A 16,988-nucleotide genomic window follows, 5' to 3' on the forward strand; every position below is an offset into this window, starting at 1 on the left:
TTTCTTCAGGGCCATCAGGCGACGACCCGCAACGCGACCTGCTTGTCGGGTGCGCGATACTGGCTCACAGCAAAGTCGATAAAGCTGCGCACCTTCATCGACAGATAGTTGCGGCCGGAGTACAGGATCGACACATGACGGGGACCGCCATTCACCTGGTACTCTTCGAGCACCGGCACGAGCGTGCCGTGAGCGAGGTCTTCGTCGACGAACGGCAGCGGCAGCAACGCGATGCCCATGTGGTTGAGAGCGGCCACCCGCACCATCGCGCTGCTGGTCGCCGTCAATGCGCTACCGGTGTTGACCCGGTAGACGCCGTCGGCATCCGCGAATTCCCAGGTCCGCGAGGTGCCGTCGGAGACCGTCAGCAAGCCATGACGATTCAGTGCGGCCGGGTCGCGCGGCGTGCCGTGGCGAGCCAGATACGACGGCGAAGCGACCGTGACTTCCTCGATGCTCGTGAGTGTGCGGCTCACCAGTGTGGAGCTGGCGAGGCGGCGGTCGTCGGAGAAGCACACGTCGTAGCCGCCTTCCACCATGTCGATATGCGTGTCGAAGGTGGTGATGTCGAAATCGACCCGCGGATGCAGCGTTCGATAGGAGGCGAGCAGGTTGCCGAGCCCTGAGGTCGCGAAGGTCATGGGTGTGGCGATGCGCAAGGTGCCGCGCGGGTCGCGGGTGGTCTGCACGAGGTTCGATTCCATTTCATCGAGCTTTTCGATGATCGTGCGGCAGCCGTCCAGATACTCCTTGCCCACTTCCGTGAGCGACAGGCTGCGCGTCGTGCGGTTGAGCAGGCGCATGTTCAGATGCGCCTCGAGCATACTGACACTGCGCGTGACGGCGGCAGCCGACATGCCCAGTTGTCTCGCGGCCAGGTTGAAGCTGGCGAGATCGACTACGCGTGTGAAGACACGCATCGCTTGTAGCTGGTTCATGTTCGTACACTAGGAAAGGACGATGCGTGCATCATGGGCGCTCGCAGATAACATGGCACTGCCAGCTTGATTAAGTCTTTTTTAATTTTGTGCAATGTTCATGAACTGCGTGGATACATTGCGCGCGTCGGAGGCGCGGTGCGCGGGTCGCCTTGCAAAAGCGACAGGCAAAAAAAAAGCGCGGACAAGCCGCGCTGTAAGGAGATCTTGAAAAAGACCGCAGTGATGCGGAAAGGTCAGTATAGGGTGTCGCATGTGCGCAGTGGAGACGAACTTTGAAATACATTGCTGCACAAAGCGGAACAAATCGTTGCAACGCTTCAATTCATCAGCGCGTGCGCCTCTTCCACTTCCAGCTGCTTGAGATGCTTCGACAAGGCGTCGTTAAGTTTGGCGAGGCTTGCCGTGGGCAGCGCAAAGCCGGCCCAGCCGAGACCGGTGTGTCGCATGAACAGCACGGCGCCGTCATAGAGCGGATGTTTCTCCGTGTGCCAGCAAGGATCCATTTCGATTACATACTGGTGCGTGCGCGACGGCTCTTTCGGCACTTCAGGCCGCATCGCGGCGCGCAGCAGGCTCAGGCGCTCGATGACCGCGTCGACTTCGCTCGCCGCCAGCAGCACGGAATTGTCGTCGACGGCAACCCGTACTGCATTGTCACCGTACTCGTTGATCATCTCGATGCTCATCGGCATGTCCGGCTCCTCAATACGTATCACGTTGAGGAAATTATGGATCGGCGGCCGCGCGCGTTGGCTGAAACAGGGCAATCGTTTGATGAAACTTAATTTAAGTAACGCGTGACCCGGTATAGGCTGGCTTCGCCACCGGCGGCGGGAAACGGCGAACAGTTGGCAGGTAATTTCGACAGCTGCGGAATAGGCTCGGATTCACATAGCGGGAAACCGGAAACAACGACACGAAAGGGGAGTGAAGAAAATGCGCAACGTTCATAAAGCGGTTTTTCCCGTTGGCGGACTGGGAACGCGATTTCTGCCCGCCACCAAGGCCAGCCCCAAAGAGATGCTGCCGATCGTCGACAAGCCCTTGATCCAGTATGCGGTCGAAGAAGCGATCGCCGCCGGCATTACCGAAATGATCTTCGTCACGGGGCGCGGCAAGCGCGCGATCGAAGATCACTTCGACAAGTCATACGAGATCGAGGCCGAACTGATGGCCCGTGGCAAGCAGGATCTGCTTGCTCTGGTGCGCGGCATCAAGCCGAGCCACGTCGATTGCTTTTATGTGCGGCAGTCGGAGCCGCGCGGCCTCGGCCATGCGGTTCTGTGCGCTGAGAAGCTGATTGGCGACGAGCCGTTTGCCGTGATGCTGGCCGACGATCTGATCGACGGCCGCCCACCCGTGCTGACGCAGATGATCGGCGTCTTCGACCATTACCACTGTTCGGTGATCGGCGTGGAAGAGATCGAGCCGCAGGAAACGCGATCCTACGGCGTGATAGAGGGCAAGGCGTGGGACGACCGCGTGTTCCGCATGTCGGGCGTGGTGGAAAAACCCGAACCGGCGCGGGCGCCGTCGAATCTAGGTGTCGTGGGGCGTTATGTGCTGACGCCGGGGATTTTCGGGCATCTGCGCAAGACGCAGCCGGGCGCCGGCGGCGAGATCCAGTTGACCGATGCGATCCAGTCGCTTCTCGCCGACGAACAGGTGCTCGCCTACCGCTACCACGGCAAGCGTTTCGACTGCGGCAGCAAGCTCGGTTATCTGAAGGCGACGGTTGAGTTCGCGCTCAGGCATCCCGAGGTGAAAGCGGGCTTTGAAGCTTATCTGAATGCAAAACTCGCGGCAGATAGCCTGGAAATGGCCGAATGAGCCGGGTGTGACAATGCGCGGCTGAGAAGCCTGCAGCCGCGCTTGTGTGCTTGTGTATTAAGCGCTTCTAAGTTTTCTTAGCGGAAATACGCCTTGGTGTTCTCATGCACGTCGCTGCAGGCCAGCAGTTCCGACGGCGTCATCCAGACGTAGTCGCTGTGCTGTTCGAAGCGACCGATACGCGCAGTTTCGCGCAGCACCAGCATATAGCCGAGCACGATGTAGTGAGTTGAGATATCGGCCGCGCCGGCGAAGTTTTCGTCGTAGTGATGTTCGAATACGCCGCGAAAGCAGGCCGCATTCTGCGACTGATTCTCCAGCCCGAGTTCCTCGCGCGCGATCCGGCTGAATGCGCCGCTTAGCGATTCGTCCTTGTGGATCCTTCCGCCGGGCACGAACCACGCGCCCAGTGCGGGGCGGTTGACGCGTCGTCCGAGCAGCACCCGTCCCTGGTCGTCGACGACGATGAGGTCGATCGAGATGAGCGGCGTCAGGCGGACGACGTCGAGGAATTCGGGGCGGGCAAGCATGGTAGCGTCGATCTCCTCAGTCGTCTGCGCGAGCAGATCTCAGTCTAGCGTTTCGTGCCGGCGCATCCGCCAGCGGCATCCCTGCCAAATGCGCCGAACTCTCTGCGCATCAGGACAAGCTCACTGCGCGACGTAACCGGCCGGCGTCGTGACGTTGGCGCGAGCGACGCCTGCGTTGGTCGAAATCACGTAGATGGGCGCCTCAGTCAGCGTGAGCGCAGCCACGCCGTTGCTGTAGGGCAGGCTCGACGGATTGCCCATCATGTCGAGCACCGTCACCTGGCCGGAGCTGCCCGGCGCGTCGACCTGCAGGCTGTAGGGCACCTGATAGGTTGCGCTGAAGCCCTTGCTCGCGTTCCAGTCTGCATTGTTATGGGTCCATAGGGCCGTGACCACCGCGCCGTTATTCAACTGCTGGAACGCATACGCGTAGACACCGGCCGGCAGATTGTTGAGCGGGCCGAGCGTGTTGGTGCCGTCGATAAGGCGGGTCATCGCAGCGGTGACCATGGCCGCGGGCTTCGGACTGATGGCGGACGGCCCGTAGCCACCTTGCGGATCGGCGAGATCGAAGAACAGTCCATAACCAGCCTGGTCGGGAAAGTCGGTCGCATAGAACAGATAGGTCACATCGGCACCCTCGCCGAGCAGGATCAGATGCGTGCGCGCGACCAGCGCGCCCTGGGCGTACAGCACGTTCGGCGTCGGATAGTTCGGGCCATATTTCGAGCCGATGTCGTAGCTGATGCCGGTTTCGGTGACAAACAGACGCGCGCCGGGTTTGAGCGTCGAGGCAATCTGCTGGCGCAGCGCACGCATGGTCGCAGGCAGCGACTGGGCCGCCTTCGCGGGATCGCTGTCGCCCACGAGCCGCTCGGGTGGATGAGACGGCGTGGTGCCGACGTCGTAGTAGCCATGAATCGACACGCCGTCGAGGTACTTCGCGATGCCGAGCGGCTGGAGCCGCTGCAGCCATTCGGTATTGGTGGCGACCGAGGCGTTGGTGGTGCCCATGATCACGGCATTGGGGTCGCTTGCGTGAATGGCCTGCCAGGTGGCCTGATACAGCGCGACCAGATTGGCGTCCGTGTCCTTCCACGGCAAGCCGCTGTTGTAATCGGGCTCCCACGTCACCTGATAGTAGTTGCGCGATTGCCGCGGAAAGTGCTGGGTGCGCACCTGGTTCGACTCCTGGCCGACCTTGGTCATGAAGGCCTGATACGCCGGCACCGAGACCGGCAGATAGCTGTGGGTGGCAACGTGCGTGGGGCTCGCCCATGCGGGAATCCCGTCCAGCTGGATCAGGCGCAGCAGATCGCCGCCCTTGAGGAACGGTGCGAGCGGATAGGACGCGGCGTTGAAGGTGTTCGGGCCGTTCGGCTCCATCATGTACCAGTTGCGGTTATCGTTGACCCACCGCAGTCCCAGATCGGGGTAGAGCGGCCGGTAGCCGTCGCCCGAGCAGCAGTGCTGGCCGGGCGTCACATAGGCCGAGCCCTGGCCGCCGAACCGGTGCAGGTCCTCACGCGCGTAGGTGGGTGGAGTGAGGACGCCAGACAGATCGGGCAGAACGCCGAAGCTCGCCATGCCGACCGGCCGCGTGCCGCGAGCCGGCAGTTCTGCGCCGGCCGAACTCAGGCTCGCGGAGATGGCAAAGTAACCGGCGAGCGTCGATACGCAATTGAGCGTGACGACCTGCGGGCCGCTCGCGACCTGGAATTGCCCAGATGCGCGCACGTTGCTCCACGTATCGAGAATCTGCCAGTCGAGTGTGTCGCGCTGCCTGGCGCGCGTGGTGAGTTCCACCGCGAAGGGGCGACCGTTGGCGAACATGCGCGTACCGTCGCCGCCGGGTGTATCCGCTTCGATGGCGGGGCCGTCGGCCGCCGAGTTGGCCGGTTCGGACGGTGCGCCACAGGTCAGCGCACTCTTGCCAGGCGTCGCGATGATCGATGTCGGCGTGGGTGCCGGCGCCACGCCGCTGTCGTACCAGCAGTGTTTTTGCGCGCCGGGCGCCGGATCGCCGAACACGGTGTTGTCGCACGCCGTGCCGCCGGTAAAGGTCAGGATGACATATTTTGAATCGCTGCCGTACTTGACGTCGTGCGTACCTGAGAAAGCACACGTGCCGCGCTCGCTGGCGCACGCGGTCCATGTGATAGCGGCGCGGTGGGGCGCGGCGGTGGCGGCCGGTGGCGGATCCTGAGGGCGGGCATCGGTTCCGTCTGCGACAAGCGTTGCGGCTGGGTTCGGTGGCGTCGCGGCGTTCGTCGCCGAGGTACGCACGATCCAGCAACTCTTGTGCGAGCCCGGTGCCGGGTCGCCGAATACGCTGTTATTGCAAGGCTTGCCGCCGGTGAGCGTGAGCACGACGTAGCGGTTCGAGGTGCCGTAGCGAACCTGTTCGGTGCCGGAGAAGCGGCAAAACCCGCGCTCTGCTGCGCACAGCGTCGCCGGGCTCGCCGTCTGCGCCGATGACGCCTGTGGGGCTTGCGGGTCGTTTTCCGTCGCCGCGTTCACAGCGACATCGTGCTGGCTGCAGGCGGCGATGGTGAGCGCCACCATCAGACGAAGCGCGAGCGTCGTCAGTGAAAATCCGCCACGCCGAAAGAGGGACACAGATGGCGCAAGCTCGTGCTGCGAGGACGGTGTGTGTCTCATGGTGGTCCGAAGAACGACGCAGCGGCGCGCGAGTAGCGCTGTGAACATGGCGGAAGCAATACTCACATCATTCAGGCACACGATAAAACCCCGTCCAGTGCGCTACACCACGCAGCTCGCGTGTTGTCTTCGGCCGTTCCACGCGCGGTGCAGCGATTCGTCAACGTGGTGCAGCGTTAGCACCCTCATCGCCGGCGTACGCCCGCTTGTGGTGTCAAATCTCAGCATAGGGGACGCGTACCTGGTACGCCACGACAAACTCCAGGTCATCGGAGCAATAAACGTCGCGCGTTGTGCAATCCGCGCGAGCTTACAGACAAAATATGCAATGCTATGATCGCGCCGTTTTTTTAATCAGTAATAGATGCTTGCGCCCGTCGGAATAAATCGTCTGACGAGCGAAATAGTTACCCGGATGAAACGCTCTCGTCATAACTGGCCGCTTATGCGGAGCCGATTCGAAATCCGGTCGGACGAATAGATCAGACTTATTGAATTTGCATGGCGTTTCAATATTGAAACATTTTCGACACCTCCGGACTCTGTACGGTTTTGAAACAAATCCGGTTGTGGGCTGTAAATAGGGTATTGCCGGCGATTTCATAAAATAATAAAAGCCTCACTTCTTCGTTCCAATTGCTTAAAGCCGATCTGGCTCCTTCAATCAATTTCACCTTTGAAACGTTTTTCGCCGTCCGGGACAGCACGGCGAGGTGCTGCTCCCCGCAATCCCCCGCCACATCAGGCTGGTACGCGACGTGCTTGGTGCGATGCATCATAAAGTTCAAAACAGGCCATCGTACGAGGATTCCTCCACGGACTCCTTTCACATGCAGAGCAACATTGCCGTTTCACCGGCAATTTCGCCTGCCGTACCGGCTTGCGCTCGTCCAGTAGACCGTTTTGATTCATCTGATGTTTTATACGTTCCGCTAAAATGCGGCACAAGGATATCAATGAGTCAAATGTCGCGATTAGCCAAGCTGTTGTACGTTCGCATCGATTTCCATTTTGCGAATTTATATATAGCGACGCAATCCGCCAACATCGCGCGCATTTCGGTCACTGTCATCAACGGCGATTTTCGGCGTGGATATGATGCAGTGCAATGTTATTAAAAAGTTAGAAAATCAGAAGATTCGGCCCGCAACGCATGACATGGTAGGGGAAGATCATGCCGCATATGTCCGTTGATACCGCGAGGATTACCTGGCTGCATACGCCTAACGTGAATGTGCGATGTGCAGCGCGCCGCGTAGGCATCCTGTTGTTCGAACGATTCGGCTTGCTGGGCGCGGGCATCGTGGCCGAGATGTTCCATACGGCCAACGAAATCGCCACCGCGCATGGCGGCGACGACCCACCTTACGAAGTGCAATTTCTCTCGATGGAAGGCGGCAGCATTGCCAGCTCGTCGTCCGCGCGGATGTGGACGGATGGCGTCGACGCACGCTACAACACCGGCTTCGATGTGCTGTTCGTAGCAGGCGGCTATGGCGCCAACCTGGCGGCTCGCGACGAACGCCTGCTCGGCTGGCTGCGCTCGGTGCGCTCGCGCACCCGCACCATCGAACCAATCGCCGAGGGCCGTCTGATCCTGGCCGCTGCAGGTCTCGCCGAACACGACGACATCAGACATACGAGTCCATATCTGACGCACGTCGCGAACGACAGCACGCTCAGCGAAGCGAACGACCATCATGACTCGAGCAAGAGCGCGCTGATGTCCATCAAGCGCGATCTGGGTCTCGACGTGGCCCGCAATGTCGCCGATCGCGTCATGCCCGGCATGGGCGCTGCCTTGATGCCGCGGCTCGCCGAGGGCGGCACGATGAGCGTCGGCGAAAAGATCCGCGCGGCGGCACGCTGGATGGAGGCCAACTGCGATCGACCGGTGTCGGTAGCCGATGCCGCGCATGTGGCGGCCATGAGCGAGCGTAATTTCCTGCGCCGCTTCAAGCATGAGATGCACGTTACGCCGTCCGATTACCTGTTGCAGGTTCGCTTGCGCATCGCATGCAACTTCCTTACGGAAACGGAGTTGCCCGTGGACAAGATTGCACGGCGCAGCGGCACCGGCAATGGCGACCGGCTGGCGAAAATCTTCCGCAAACGCATGGCGCTCTCACCGACGGAATACCGCGCTCGCAGCCGTACTGTTACGCAGGACTAAACACGACGGATCCGGGAATGGCGAGCGGCATCGCCGCCTGAGATCTGGGGGTGCGAACGGGGCAGGCCGCCCGTGAGCGTGGGTTGGATGCGCGTGTTCGCGCACCTCGGCCTGTCAACGAAAAGAACGCCCTATTTAGGTGTAGGAGTACTAAAAATGGAAAATGCGTACCGGGATAACGCCGACCAGGACGGCAGCACCGGCGATGGCGCGGACAAGCTGACATTTACCGAACAGCCGTCGAGCGGTTTGAGCATTGCCCCGGTGATTCTTGCTGGCGGCTCGGGAACCCGCCTTTGGCCGCTGTCGCGCGAGAACCACCCCAAACAGTTGATCGACGTAATCGGCACGCAATCGCTGCTGCAGGACACCGTCTCGCGCATGCAAGGCTTTTCCGCGCAATGGACGGTCAGGTCTGCGCCGATCATCATCTGCGGCGAAGAGCATCGCTTCGTGACGGCCGAGCAGTTGCGCGAGAACGGCGTCGAGGCACAGCTCATCGTCGAGCCGGCGCGCCGCGATACGGCGCCGGCGTTGACGCTCGCTGCCGCACTGGCGATAGCCGACGGCGACGACGTGATTCTGGTCGCGATGCCGGCCGATCACGCCGTGCTCGACACCGCATCGTTCCAGCAGGCCCTCGCACGCGCCGCCGAGCATGCGCAGCGCGGCGCAATCGCCACGCTCGGCGTGCCGCCGACGCGGCCCGACACGGCATTCGGCTATATCCGCCTCGGCGCCGAGATCGAACCGGACACCTTCCGCATCGACCGCTTCGTCGAAAAACCCGCGCTCGAACTGGCCACGCAATACGTCGCCTCGGGTGCGTACTGGTGGAACAGCGGCATCTTCGTCGTGCGCGCTTCGGTATGGCTTGAACTGGTCGAACGCCTGCAACCTGCCATGGCCGAGGCTTGCCTCGCCGCCGTTGCCGGCGGCAAGACGGATGGCACGTTCTTCCGCCCGCAGGCGGAGGCGTTTGCCAAGGCGCCGTCGGATTCGATCGATTACGCCGTGATGGAGCGGCTCAATACAGCAGGACCCGAAGGCCAGCCCTTCGAGGGTGTCGTCGTGCCGCTGGTGGCGGGCTGGTCCGATCTGGGATCGTGGGACGCGGTATGGGATGCGCTCGACAAGGATGACGCCGGCAACGTCGGCCGTGGCCGCGTGGTGTTCGAAGGCAGCTCCTCGTCGTACGCGCATTCGGAAGGGCGTCTGGTGGCCTGCGTAGGCATCAGCAATATCGTCGTAGTCGAAACGGCGGACGCCGTGCTGGTCGCCGACCGTTCGCACGTGCAGGAGGTCAAGGGGCTGGTCGCACGCATCAAGGCCGACCGTTCACCCGAAGCCGACGCACACCGCAAGGTGCGGCGCCCGTGGGGCTTTTACGATTCCATCGACCAGGGCGACCGCTTCCAGGTGAAGCGCATTGTGGTCGAGCCGGGCTCGCGGCTCTCGCTGCAACTGCATCACCATCGCGCGGAACACTGGGTCGTCGTGCGCGGCACAGCGATGGTCACGCGCGGCGAGGAGCGCTTTCTACTGAGCGAAAACGAGTCGACCTACATTCCGCTCGGCGTACGTCACAGGCTTGAAAACCCCGGCAAGGTGCCGCTCGAAATCATCGAAGTCCAATCAGGATCGTATCTCGGCGAAGACGATATCGTGCGGTTCGACGATACGTACGGCCGCTGCAATTGAGTCTGCGTAGTTGGCGAAACCGTTTCAATGCAGGTGGTGGGGAGAGAAAAATGATCAAGCCTGTAGCGTTGGCCGCGCGCGTGCTGGATGTCGTGCTGGTCGTTTCGGGCGCCTATTTCGCGTCCCAGATACGCTTTGATGACATTGGGCAGCGCAGCTTCTATTACGCCTTCGTCGCGTTCGCGGCTGCGTTCGCCCTCGCGCTTTTCCCCGCCTTCGGCGTCTACGAGTCATGGCGCGGCCGCTCGAAGATGGGGCTGGCCGGGCAGGTGTCGCTCGCTTGGCTGACCGTACAAACCTGCGCGCTCGTGTTGATGTTCACCCTGCACCGTAGCGACTTCGTCTCACGTCTGTGGTTTGCTTACTGGACCGCCATGACCGGCGCCCTGATGATCGCCTCGAGAATCGTCGTGCACCGCGTGCTGGCGCGCATGCGCGTGGCCGGCCTGAATCTGCGCAAGGTCGCGGTGGTGGGGCGCGGCTCGCATGCGGCGGAACTGGTGCGCAAGATCGACGGCTGCACGGCAGCGGGTTTTCGTACCGCGGCGGTGCTCGACGTGTTGCACGATGGCCCGGCGCTCAGCAACGTGATTCCGACGGTGCCCGCCTTCGACGATCTGCACACCTTCACCGACTATATCCGCGCGCAGGACGTCCATGAGTTGTGGCTGGCCTTGCCGCTATCCGAAGAACACACGATCTACGAGTGTGTGAAGGAGCTGCGTGAAGACCTCGTCAACATCCGCTTCATGCCCGATCTGCGCAGCGTCGCAATGTTCGAGAGTTCGATGATCGATCTGCTCGGCGTGCCGGCCATCAACCTGGTCGCCTCGCCGCTCTCGCAGACCTCCGAACTGCAAAAGGAGATGTTCGATCGCGTGTTCGCCGCCGTCGCGCTGATTTCGCTCGCGCCGCTGCTGCTGGGCATTGCGATCGCGGTCAAGCTGTCCTCGCGTGGCCCCGTTCTGTTCAGGCAGAAACGCAAGGGCGCCGACGGCCGCGTCTTCACGATCTACAAGTTCCGCTCCATGCGGCTGCACACGGAAAAGCCCGGAGCGCTGCGTCAGGCGACCCGTCACGACGAGCGCATCACCCGGGTGGGCGCGTTCCTGCGCCGCACCAGTCTCGACGAGCTGCCGCAATTCTTCAACGTGCTACGCGGCGATATGTCGGTCGTCGGACCGCGCCCGCACGCCCTTGAGCATGACGATCTGTATCAGAAGGTGGTGGCCGGCTACATCCAGCGTTACCGGATCAAGCCGGGCATCACGGGATGGGCGCAGATCAACGGCTATCGCGGCGAGACCGATCGGATCGAAAAAATGGAGCGGCGTGTGGAGCATGACCTGTACTACCTCGGTAACTGGTCCTTTGGATTGGACATGCGCATCATCGCGGCAACGATCGTCAAAGGCCTGGTACATAACAATGCATATTGACGCGGTGAGGGAGACTGAAATGAGTCAAATAAAAAGCGCGACGTATAGGGTTGGTGTCAGGCACACGGCAATTGAGCGTGCGCGTCTGTTCGGCATCATGGCGGCCGTTGCGATGCTGGCAGCGTGCTCGGTTGTACCCGGCCAGCGCATGGTGCAGCCACCAAGCCTGCCGGTTAGCAATACTGACGATGGCAAGGCCACCGGTTCGCAAGAGATTCCGATCACCGATATCACGCTCGCAACCATCCAGCAGGAGCATCAGGCTATGGTGAGCGGCGACGGCAATGATCTGACGCCGCTGCTGGGTACCGTCGGACCCTACAAGATCGGCCCCGGCGACGTGCTGCAGATTACCGTCTGGGATCACCCGGAGCTGGCGGCCGCGCTCGGTCAGCCGGTCGCGCCCTCGCGTCCCTCGGATGCCGCGCTGGGCTTTCTGGTCGATCACGAAGGCAACCTGCAGTTTCCGTATGTCGGCACGCTACATGTAGCCGGCGAAAGTGCGGAGCAGGTGCAGCGCAGGATTACCGCCGACCTTGGCAAGGTGATGGTCAAGCCTCAGGTCACGGTGCGCATTGCGTCGTTCCGCGCGTCGCAGGTCTACATCGACGGCGAGGTGCGCGCGCCCGGCTCGCAAACCATCAACGACATTCCGATGACGTTGACCGAAGCGATCAGCCGCGCGGGCGGCTTTGCGCCGACCGCCGACCAGGGCCATGTGGTGATCGTGCGCGACGACAAGACCTACTACATCAATGTCTCGCAGATGCTGCACAACAACCAGAACCCCTCGAAGATCGTGCTTCAGAACGGCGATCTGCTGCGGGTCGAGGCGCGCGAAGACTACGGCGTCTACGTGATGGGCGAAGTCAACAAGCCCGCAACGGTGCTGCCGATGAAGAACGGCAAGCTCTCGCTCGGCGAGGCGATCTCGCAGGCAGGCAGCCTGAATTCCACCACCGCGGCCGCGAAGGAACTCTACGTGATTCGCGGCGGCCCCGGAATCAAGCCGCAGGTCTGGCATCTCGACGCTACTTCGCCGGTCTCGATGCTGCTCGCGAACCAGTTCGATCTGGAGCCGAAAGACGTGGTGTATGTGGACGCGGGCGGCCTGGTGCGCTTTAACCGTGTGCTGAACCTGTTGTTGCCGTTGGTCAACGCAGGACTGACCGCGGCAATCGTGACGAAGTAAGCCGTAGCCGGGCACGTTGGGGCAAGAACGTACCCGGCGCGGCACGCCGATTCAACGTAATTGTTGTGCGGGATTGATGACACTATGGCTACCAATTTTGAAAACCGATATGTCGATGTCCAGACCGCCGACGAGCTGCGTCTGTCTGACTATCTGACCGTCATTTCGCAGCACTGGCGGATGATCCTCGTGGTGACGCTATCGGCGCTGCTGATCGGCACCACGGTGGCGTTCGTGCAGACGCCGGTGTACCGCGCGGACGCAATGATCCAGGTGGACACCGCGAACGACGGCAACGGCGGCAATGCCAACGGCAACAAGGACGCATTGCAGACCATGGCGTCGATCTTCGACACCAAGGCGGTGACCTCGGCACAGATCGAGTTGCTCCGCTCGCGGCTCGTGATCGATGAGACGGTGCGCAAGCTCCATCTCGACATCACCGCGGCGCCGCATCATTTCCCCGTGATCGGCAAGATGTTGGCGCGCTGGCGCGGCAGCGACGGGCTTGCTCCGCCGCTGTTCGGCATGCCGCAGTACGGATGGGGCGGCGAGCAGATCACGGTCTCGTTGTTCGACACGCCTAAGGACATGTACGACAAGCCGTTTGCGCTGACCGTACTGCCGGACGACTCGTATGTGGTGACCGACGAAAGCGGCGCCGAAGTGTTGCGTGCGCGGACCGGACAACTCGCGGTCGGCACCACTTCGCGCGGCCCTGTGCGGCTGCAGATCGACCAGTTGATCGCACGTCCCGGCACGCAATTCAGTCTGAGCCGCGCGTCGACGCTCGATACGGTCAACAAGCTGCAGAAAGAACTCAATGTCGTAGAGACGACCGTGCAGTCGGGCATCATCGCGGTGACGCTCGAAGGCGCCGATAGCGAACTGACGGCGGCGATCGTCAATAACATCGCCCGCCAGTACGTGCAGCAGGACATCGACCGCAAGTCGGCCGAGGCCGAGCATACGCTGGCGTTTCTCGACCAGCAGTTGCCGCAGTTGCGCACCGAACTCGATCAGGCCGAGCAGCGCTACAACACCTTCCGCAACAAGGAGGGTACGGTCGATCTGAGCGAGGAAAGCCGGCTGCTGCTGCAACAGATCGTCGAGAACAAGACCAAGCTCGTGGACCTGCAGCAACAGCGCGCCGAACTGGCCACGCGCTTTACCGCAGCGCACCCCGCGGTAGCCGCGCTCGACGCGCAGATCGCCCAGTTGCAAAGCGTGCAGGGCGGCTTGACGCATAACGTGTCGACGCTGCCGGACACGGAACAAACCGCACTGCGGATGTTGCGTGACGTCCGCGTGGATACCGAGCTTTACACCAACCTGCTCAACAGTGCCCAGCAGTTGCGCATCGTCAAGGCGGGGCAGGTGGGTAATGTGCGCGTGGTCGACTATGCGGAGCCTGCTGACGATCCAGTCCGCCCGCAACGCGCGTTGCTGATCCTGATCAGCACCGGCCTGGGCCTCGTCCTCGGCATCCTCGCGGCATTCACGCGCAAGACGCTGTATGGCGGCGTGCAGAACACCACGGAAATCGAATCGCTGCTCGGCGTGCCGGTGTGTGCGGTAGTGCCGCGCAGCAACCTGCAGATTCGCGTGCAGCGCAATGTCGGCTTGCGTCGCGCCGGTGTGCACGTGCTTGCCGCCCAGGCGCCGGACGACGTCGCCGTGGAAGGCGTGCGCAGCCTGCGCACCACGTTGCAGTACGCGCTAACCTCGGCACGCAATAACGTCGTCATGCTGACCGGCTCGCGGCCGGATGCCGGCAAATCGTTCATGTCGGTCAACCTGTCTGCGCTGGTGGCTTCGGCACACAAGCGGGTGCTGCTGATCGACGGCGATATGCGGCGGGGCGATATCCACAAGCATTTTGGCTTGCCGCATACCCCGGGTCTCGCGGACGTACTGAATGGCGCAGATATTCAGGAGTGCGTGCTGCGCGACGTGCTGCCCGGCCTTGACGTCCTCACCAAGGGCGGTTTGCCGGGCAATCCATCCGAGCTGCTGATGAGCGACCGCTTCCGGACTTTGCTCGAACATTTCGGGCGGGTCTACGACCTGGTGATCGTCGATACGCCGCCGGTGCTGGCCGTGACCGACGCCGCGCTGATCGGCAAGCACGCGGGCACGACGCTGATGGTGGTGCGCCACGGCCGCCATCCGCCGACGGAAATCTCCGAAGCGCTTAAACGCCTTGTCAATGCAGGCGTCAACCTGCACGGCGTGCTGTTGACCGATGTGCCGCCGCCGAAGCTCAACCTGGGTGGCTACACCGGCTATTACGGATACGAAAGCCGCGCGGATTGACGCTGCGCGGGCGTCACAGATCGTGCGGTCAGGCTAGACGATTTCTACGCGCGCGCGGTGGGCCGCCGCACGTGCAGCACTGTAGTCAAACGTTTCGACGAGGGGAACACAATGGATCGTAAGGTCGCTTTGATAACCGGCGTAACAGGCCAGGACGGCTCGTATCTTGCCGATCTGCTGCTCGCCAAAGGCTACGATGTGCACGGTATCAAGCGGCGCACGTCGCTGTTCAATACCGATCGGATCGATCACCTGATGTGCGATCCGCACGTGGCCGACCGGCATTTCTTTTTGCATCACGGCGATCTGACCGATTCGTCGAGTATGGTCCGCATCATCCAGCGTGTGCAGCCCGACGAAATATACAACCTGGCCGCGCAAAGCCACGTTGCAGTGTCGTTCGAGGAACCGGAGTACACCGCCAATGCAGACGGCCTCGGCACGTTGCGGATTCTGGAGGCGATGCGCATTCTCGGACTCGAGAAAAAGACCCGCTTCTATCAGGCGTCTACCTCGGAACTGTACGGGCTCGTGCGGGAAACGCCGCAGAAAGAGACCACGCCGTTCTATCCACGCAGCCCGTACGCCGTGGCAAAGCTGTACGCGTACTGGATCACCGTCAACTATCGCGAAGCGTATGGCATGTATGCCTGCAACGGCATCCTGTTCAACCACGAGTCACCGGTGCGCGGCGAAACCTTCGTGACGCGCAAGATCACTCGCGCGCTCGCACGGGTTGCGGTGGGCCTGCAGGACGACATGTACCTTGGCAACCTGTCCGCCATGCGCGACTGGGGCCATGCGCGCGACTACGTCGAGATGCAATGGCTGATGCTGCAGCAGGAGGAACCCGAAGACTTCGTGATCGCCACGGGCCAGCAGTACAGCGTGCGCGAGTTCGTCCAGGCCGCAGCCGCCGAGTTGGGCGTGATGGTGCGCTTCGAAGGCCAGGGCGTGGATGAAGTCGGCATCGTGGACAGGGTGGAGGGCAAAGAAACACGCCTTTCGCCGGGTCACGTGCTGGTGCGGGTCGATCCGCGCTACTTCCGTCCGACTGAAGTGCAGACGCTGCTCGGCGATCCGTCGAAGGCGCACGCCAAAATGGGCTGGAGACCGACCACGCCGTTCCTGACACTCGTCAAGGAAATGGTGCGATCGGACTTCCAGATTGCGCGTCGCGACGCGCTGGTGACGCTGGCCGGTTTCAAGGCCCTCGAACATCACGAATAACATCGAGAGTGACGGTTATGGACAAGAGCGCACGCATCTTCGTGGCCGGCCATCGGGGTATGGTCGGCTCGGCACTGGTACGCCGTCTGCAGGAAGACGGCTACACGGACATTTTAACGAGAACGCACACCGAGCTGGATCTGCTCGATCAGAAGGCGGTGCAGCGCTTTTTCGCCGCTGAACACGTGGATGTCGTCCTGCTGGCGGCAGCGCGCGTGGGCGGCATTCTTGCCAACGCCACGCAGCCGGCTGACTTCATCTATCAGAATCTCGCCATCGAAACCAACGTGATTCACGCCGCCTATCAGGCAGGCGTGACGCGGCTCGTATTCTTCGGTTCGTCTTGCATCTATCCGAAGAACTGCCCGCAACCGATCGAAGAAGAATATCTGCTGAGCTCACCGCTCGAAGCGACCAACGAGCCTTATGCGATTGCCAAGATCGCCGGGCTAAAGCTATGCGAGGCGTACAACCGCCAGTACGGCACGAAGTTCGTCGCGCTGATGCCGACCAATCTGTACGGCCCGAACGACAACTACGATCTGCGCAGCAGTCACGTGCTGCCGGCGCTGATCCGTAAGGCACACGAAGCAAAACTGCATGGTGACAGCGTGCTGACCGTGTGGGGCACCGGCACGCCCCGTCGCGAGTTTCTGCATGTCGACGACCTGGCGGCAGCCACCGAGTTCGTGCTCGATCGCGAAGTGGCCGACGGATTGTTGAACGTCGGCATGGGCGATGACCTGTCGATCCGCGAGGTGGCGCAGCAGGTCGCCGAGGCGGTCGGCTTCGACGGCGAGATTGTTTTCGACACCTCGAAACCCGACGGCACGCCGCGCAAACTGCTCGATGTGTCACGTCTTGCACGTATGGGCTGGCGGGCACGCATTGGCTTGCATGAAGGGATCGAGGCGACCTATCGGGACTTCGTTACGCGCTTCGGCGCGGCCACGCTTTCCGAAGGGACGGTGTGAC

The 16,988-nt window shown here is 61.9% G+C and carries 14 protein-coding genes; 9 read left to right on the forward strand and 5 right to left on the reverse strand.

All coding sequences use genetic code 11. The features are described from left to right. Positions 1–14: 14 nt before the first annotated feature. Together P3T20_RS18230 and P3T20_RS18235 are read right to left on the reverse strand one after the other, a co-directional pair. On the reverse strand, positions 15–938 hold the full coding sequence (locus tag P3T20_RS18230; protein WP_074265104.1) for a LysR family transcriptional regulator: 924 nt from the start codon (positions 936–938) through the stop codon (positions 15–17). 320 nt (positions 939–1,258) lie between these two features. Beyond that, positions 1,259–1,627, reverse strand: coding sequence for a hypothetical protein (locus P3T20_RS18235; RefSeq protein ID WP_174567531.1), 369 nt, complete (start codon positions 1,625–1,627; stop codon positions 1,259–1,261). Positions 1,628–1,877: 250 nt separating this feature from the next. Between P3T20_RS18235 and galU the strand changes: the two genes are divergently transcribed. Next, the gene (galU, locus tag P3T20_RS18240) at positions 1,878–2,771 is read left to right on the forward strand and encodes a UTP--glucose-1-phosphate uridylyltransferase GalU (RefSeq protein ID WP_074265102.1); all 894 of its coding nucleotides are present in this window, start codon (positions 1,878–1,880) and stop codon (positions 2,769–2,771) included. Between the two features lie 77 nt (positions 2,772–2,848). Here galU and P3T20_RS18245 read toward each other — a convergent pair whose 3' ends face one another. The 3 genes from P3T20_RS18245 to P3T20_RS18255 form a co-directional block, all read right to left on the reverse strand. Further along, the gene (locus tag P3T20_RS18245; RefSeq protein ID WP_074265101.1) at positions 2,849–3,301 is read right to left on the reverse strand and encodes a GDP-mannose mannosyl hydrolase; all 453 of its coding nucleotides are present in this window, start codon (positions 3,299–3,301) and stop codon (positions 2,849–2,851) included. Positions 3,302–3,421: 120 nt separating this feature from the next. Then, positions 3,422–5,962, reverse strand: coding sequence for a hypothetical protein (locus P3T20_RS18250; RefSeq protein ID WP_429287513.1), 2,541 nt, complete (start codon positions 5,960–5,962; stop codon positions 3,422–3,424). 509 nt (positions 5,963–6,471) lie between these two features. Further along, complete coding sequence (locus tag P3T20_RS18255; protein ID WP_143787527.1) at positions 6,472–6,741, reverse strand: hypothetical protein; 270 nt, start codon at positions 6,739–6,741, stop codon at positions 6,472–6,474. 51 nt (positions 6,742–6,792) lie between these two features. Here P3T20_RS18255 and P3T20_RS18260 point away from each other — a divergent pair, with 51 nt between their 5' ends. From P3T20_RS18260 to P3T20_RS18295, 8 genes are all read left to right on the forward strand, one after another. After that, a complete protein-coding gene (locus P3T20_RS18260; protein ID WP_143787526.1) occupies positions 6,793–7,080 on the forward strand; it encodes a hypothetical protein in 288 nt (95 codons plus the stop codon). A gap of 56 nt (positions 7,081–7,136) precedes the next feature. Then, positions 7,137–8,135, forward strand: coding sequence for a GlxA family transcriptional regulator (locus P3T20_RS18265; RefSeq protein WP_074265098.1), 999 nt, complete (start codon positions 7,137–7,139; stop codon positions 8,133–8,135). A 156-nt stretch (positions 8,136–8,291) separates the two neighbouring features. Beyond that, positions 8,292–9,836 (forward strand): mannose-1-phosphate guanylyltransferase/mannose-6-phosphate isomerase, encoded by a 1,545-nt coding sequence (locus P3T20_RS18270; protein ID WP_083611436.1) that lies wholly within the window; start codon positions 8,292–8,294, stop codon positions 9,834–9,836. 50 nt (positions 9,837–9,886) lie between these two features. Beyond that, entirely contained in the window at positions 9,887–11,275 is a 1,389-nt protein-coding gene (locus P3T20_RS18275; RefSeq protein WP_074265097.1) for an undecaprenyl-phosphate glucose phosphotransferase, read from the forward strand. Between the two features lie 19 nt (positions 11,276–11,294). Beyond that, complete coding sequence (locus P3T20_RS18280) at positions 11,295–12,467, forward strand: polysaccharide biosynthesis/export family protein (RefSeq protein WP_083611435.1); 1,173 nt, start codon at positions 11,295–11,297, stop codon at positions 12,465–12,467. Between the two features lie 84 nt (positions 12,468–12,551). Then, positions 12,552–14,783, forward strand: coding sequence for a polysaccharide biosynthesis tyrosine autokinase (locus tag P3T20_RS18285; RefSeq protein ID WP_074265096.1), 2,232 nt, complete (start codon positions 12,552–12,554; stop codon positions 14,781–14,783). Between the two features lie 111 nt (positions 14,784–14,894). Continuing rightward, positions 14,895–16,013, forward strand: coding sequence for a GDP-mannose 4,6-dehydratase (gene gmd, locus P3T20_RS18290; RefSeq protein WP_074265095.1), 1,119 nt, complete (start codon positions 14,895–14,897; stop codon positions 16,011–16,013). Between the two features lie 17 nt (positions 16,014–16,030). Next, the gene (locus P3T20_RS18295; protein WP_074265094.1) at positions 16,031–16,987 is read left to right on the forward strand and encodes a GDP-L-fucose synthase family protein; all 957 of its coding nucleotides are present in this window, start codon (positions 16,031–16,033) and stop codon (positions 16,985–16,987) included. Position 16,988: the final 1 nt, after the last annotated feature.

The organism is Paraburkholderia sp. GAS206C (assembly GCF_050435645.1).
Taxonomy (GTDB): Bacteria; Pseudomonadota; Gammaproteobacteria; order Burkholderiales; family Burkholderiaceae; genus Paraburkholderia; species Paraburkholderia phenazinium_B.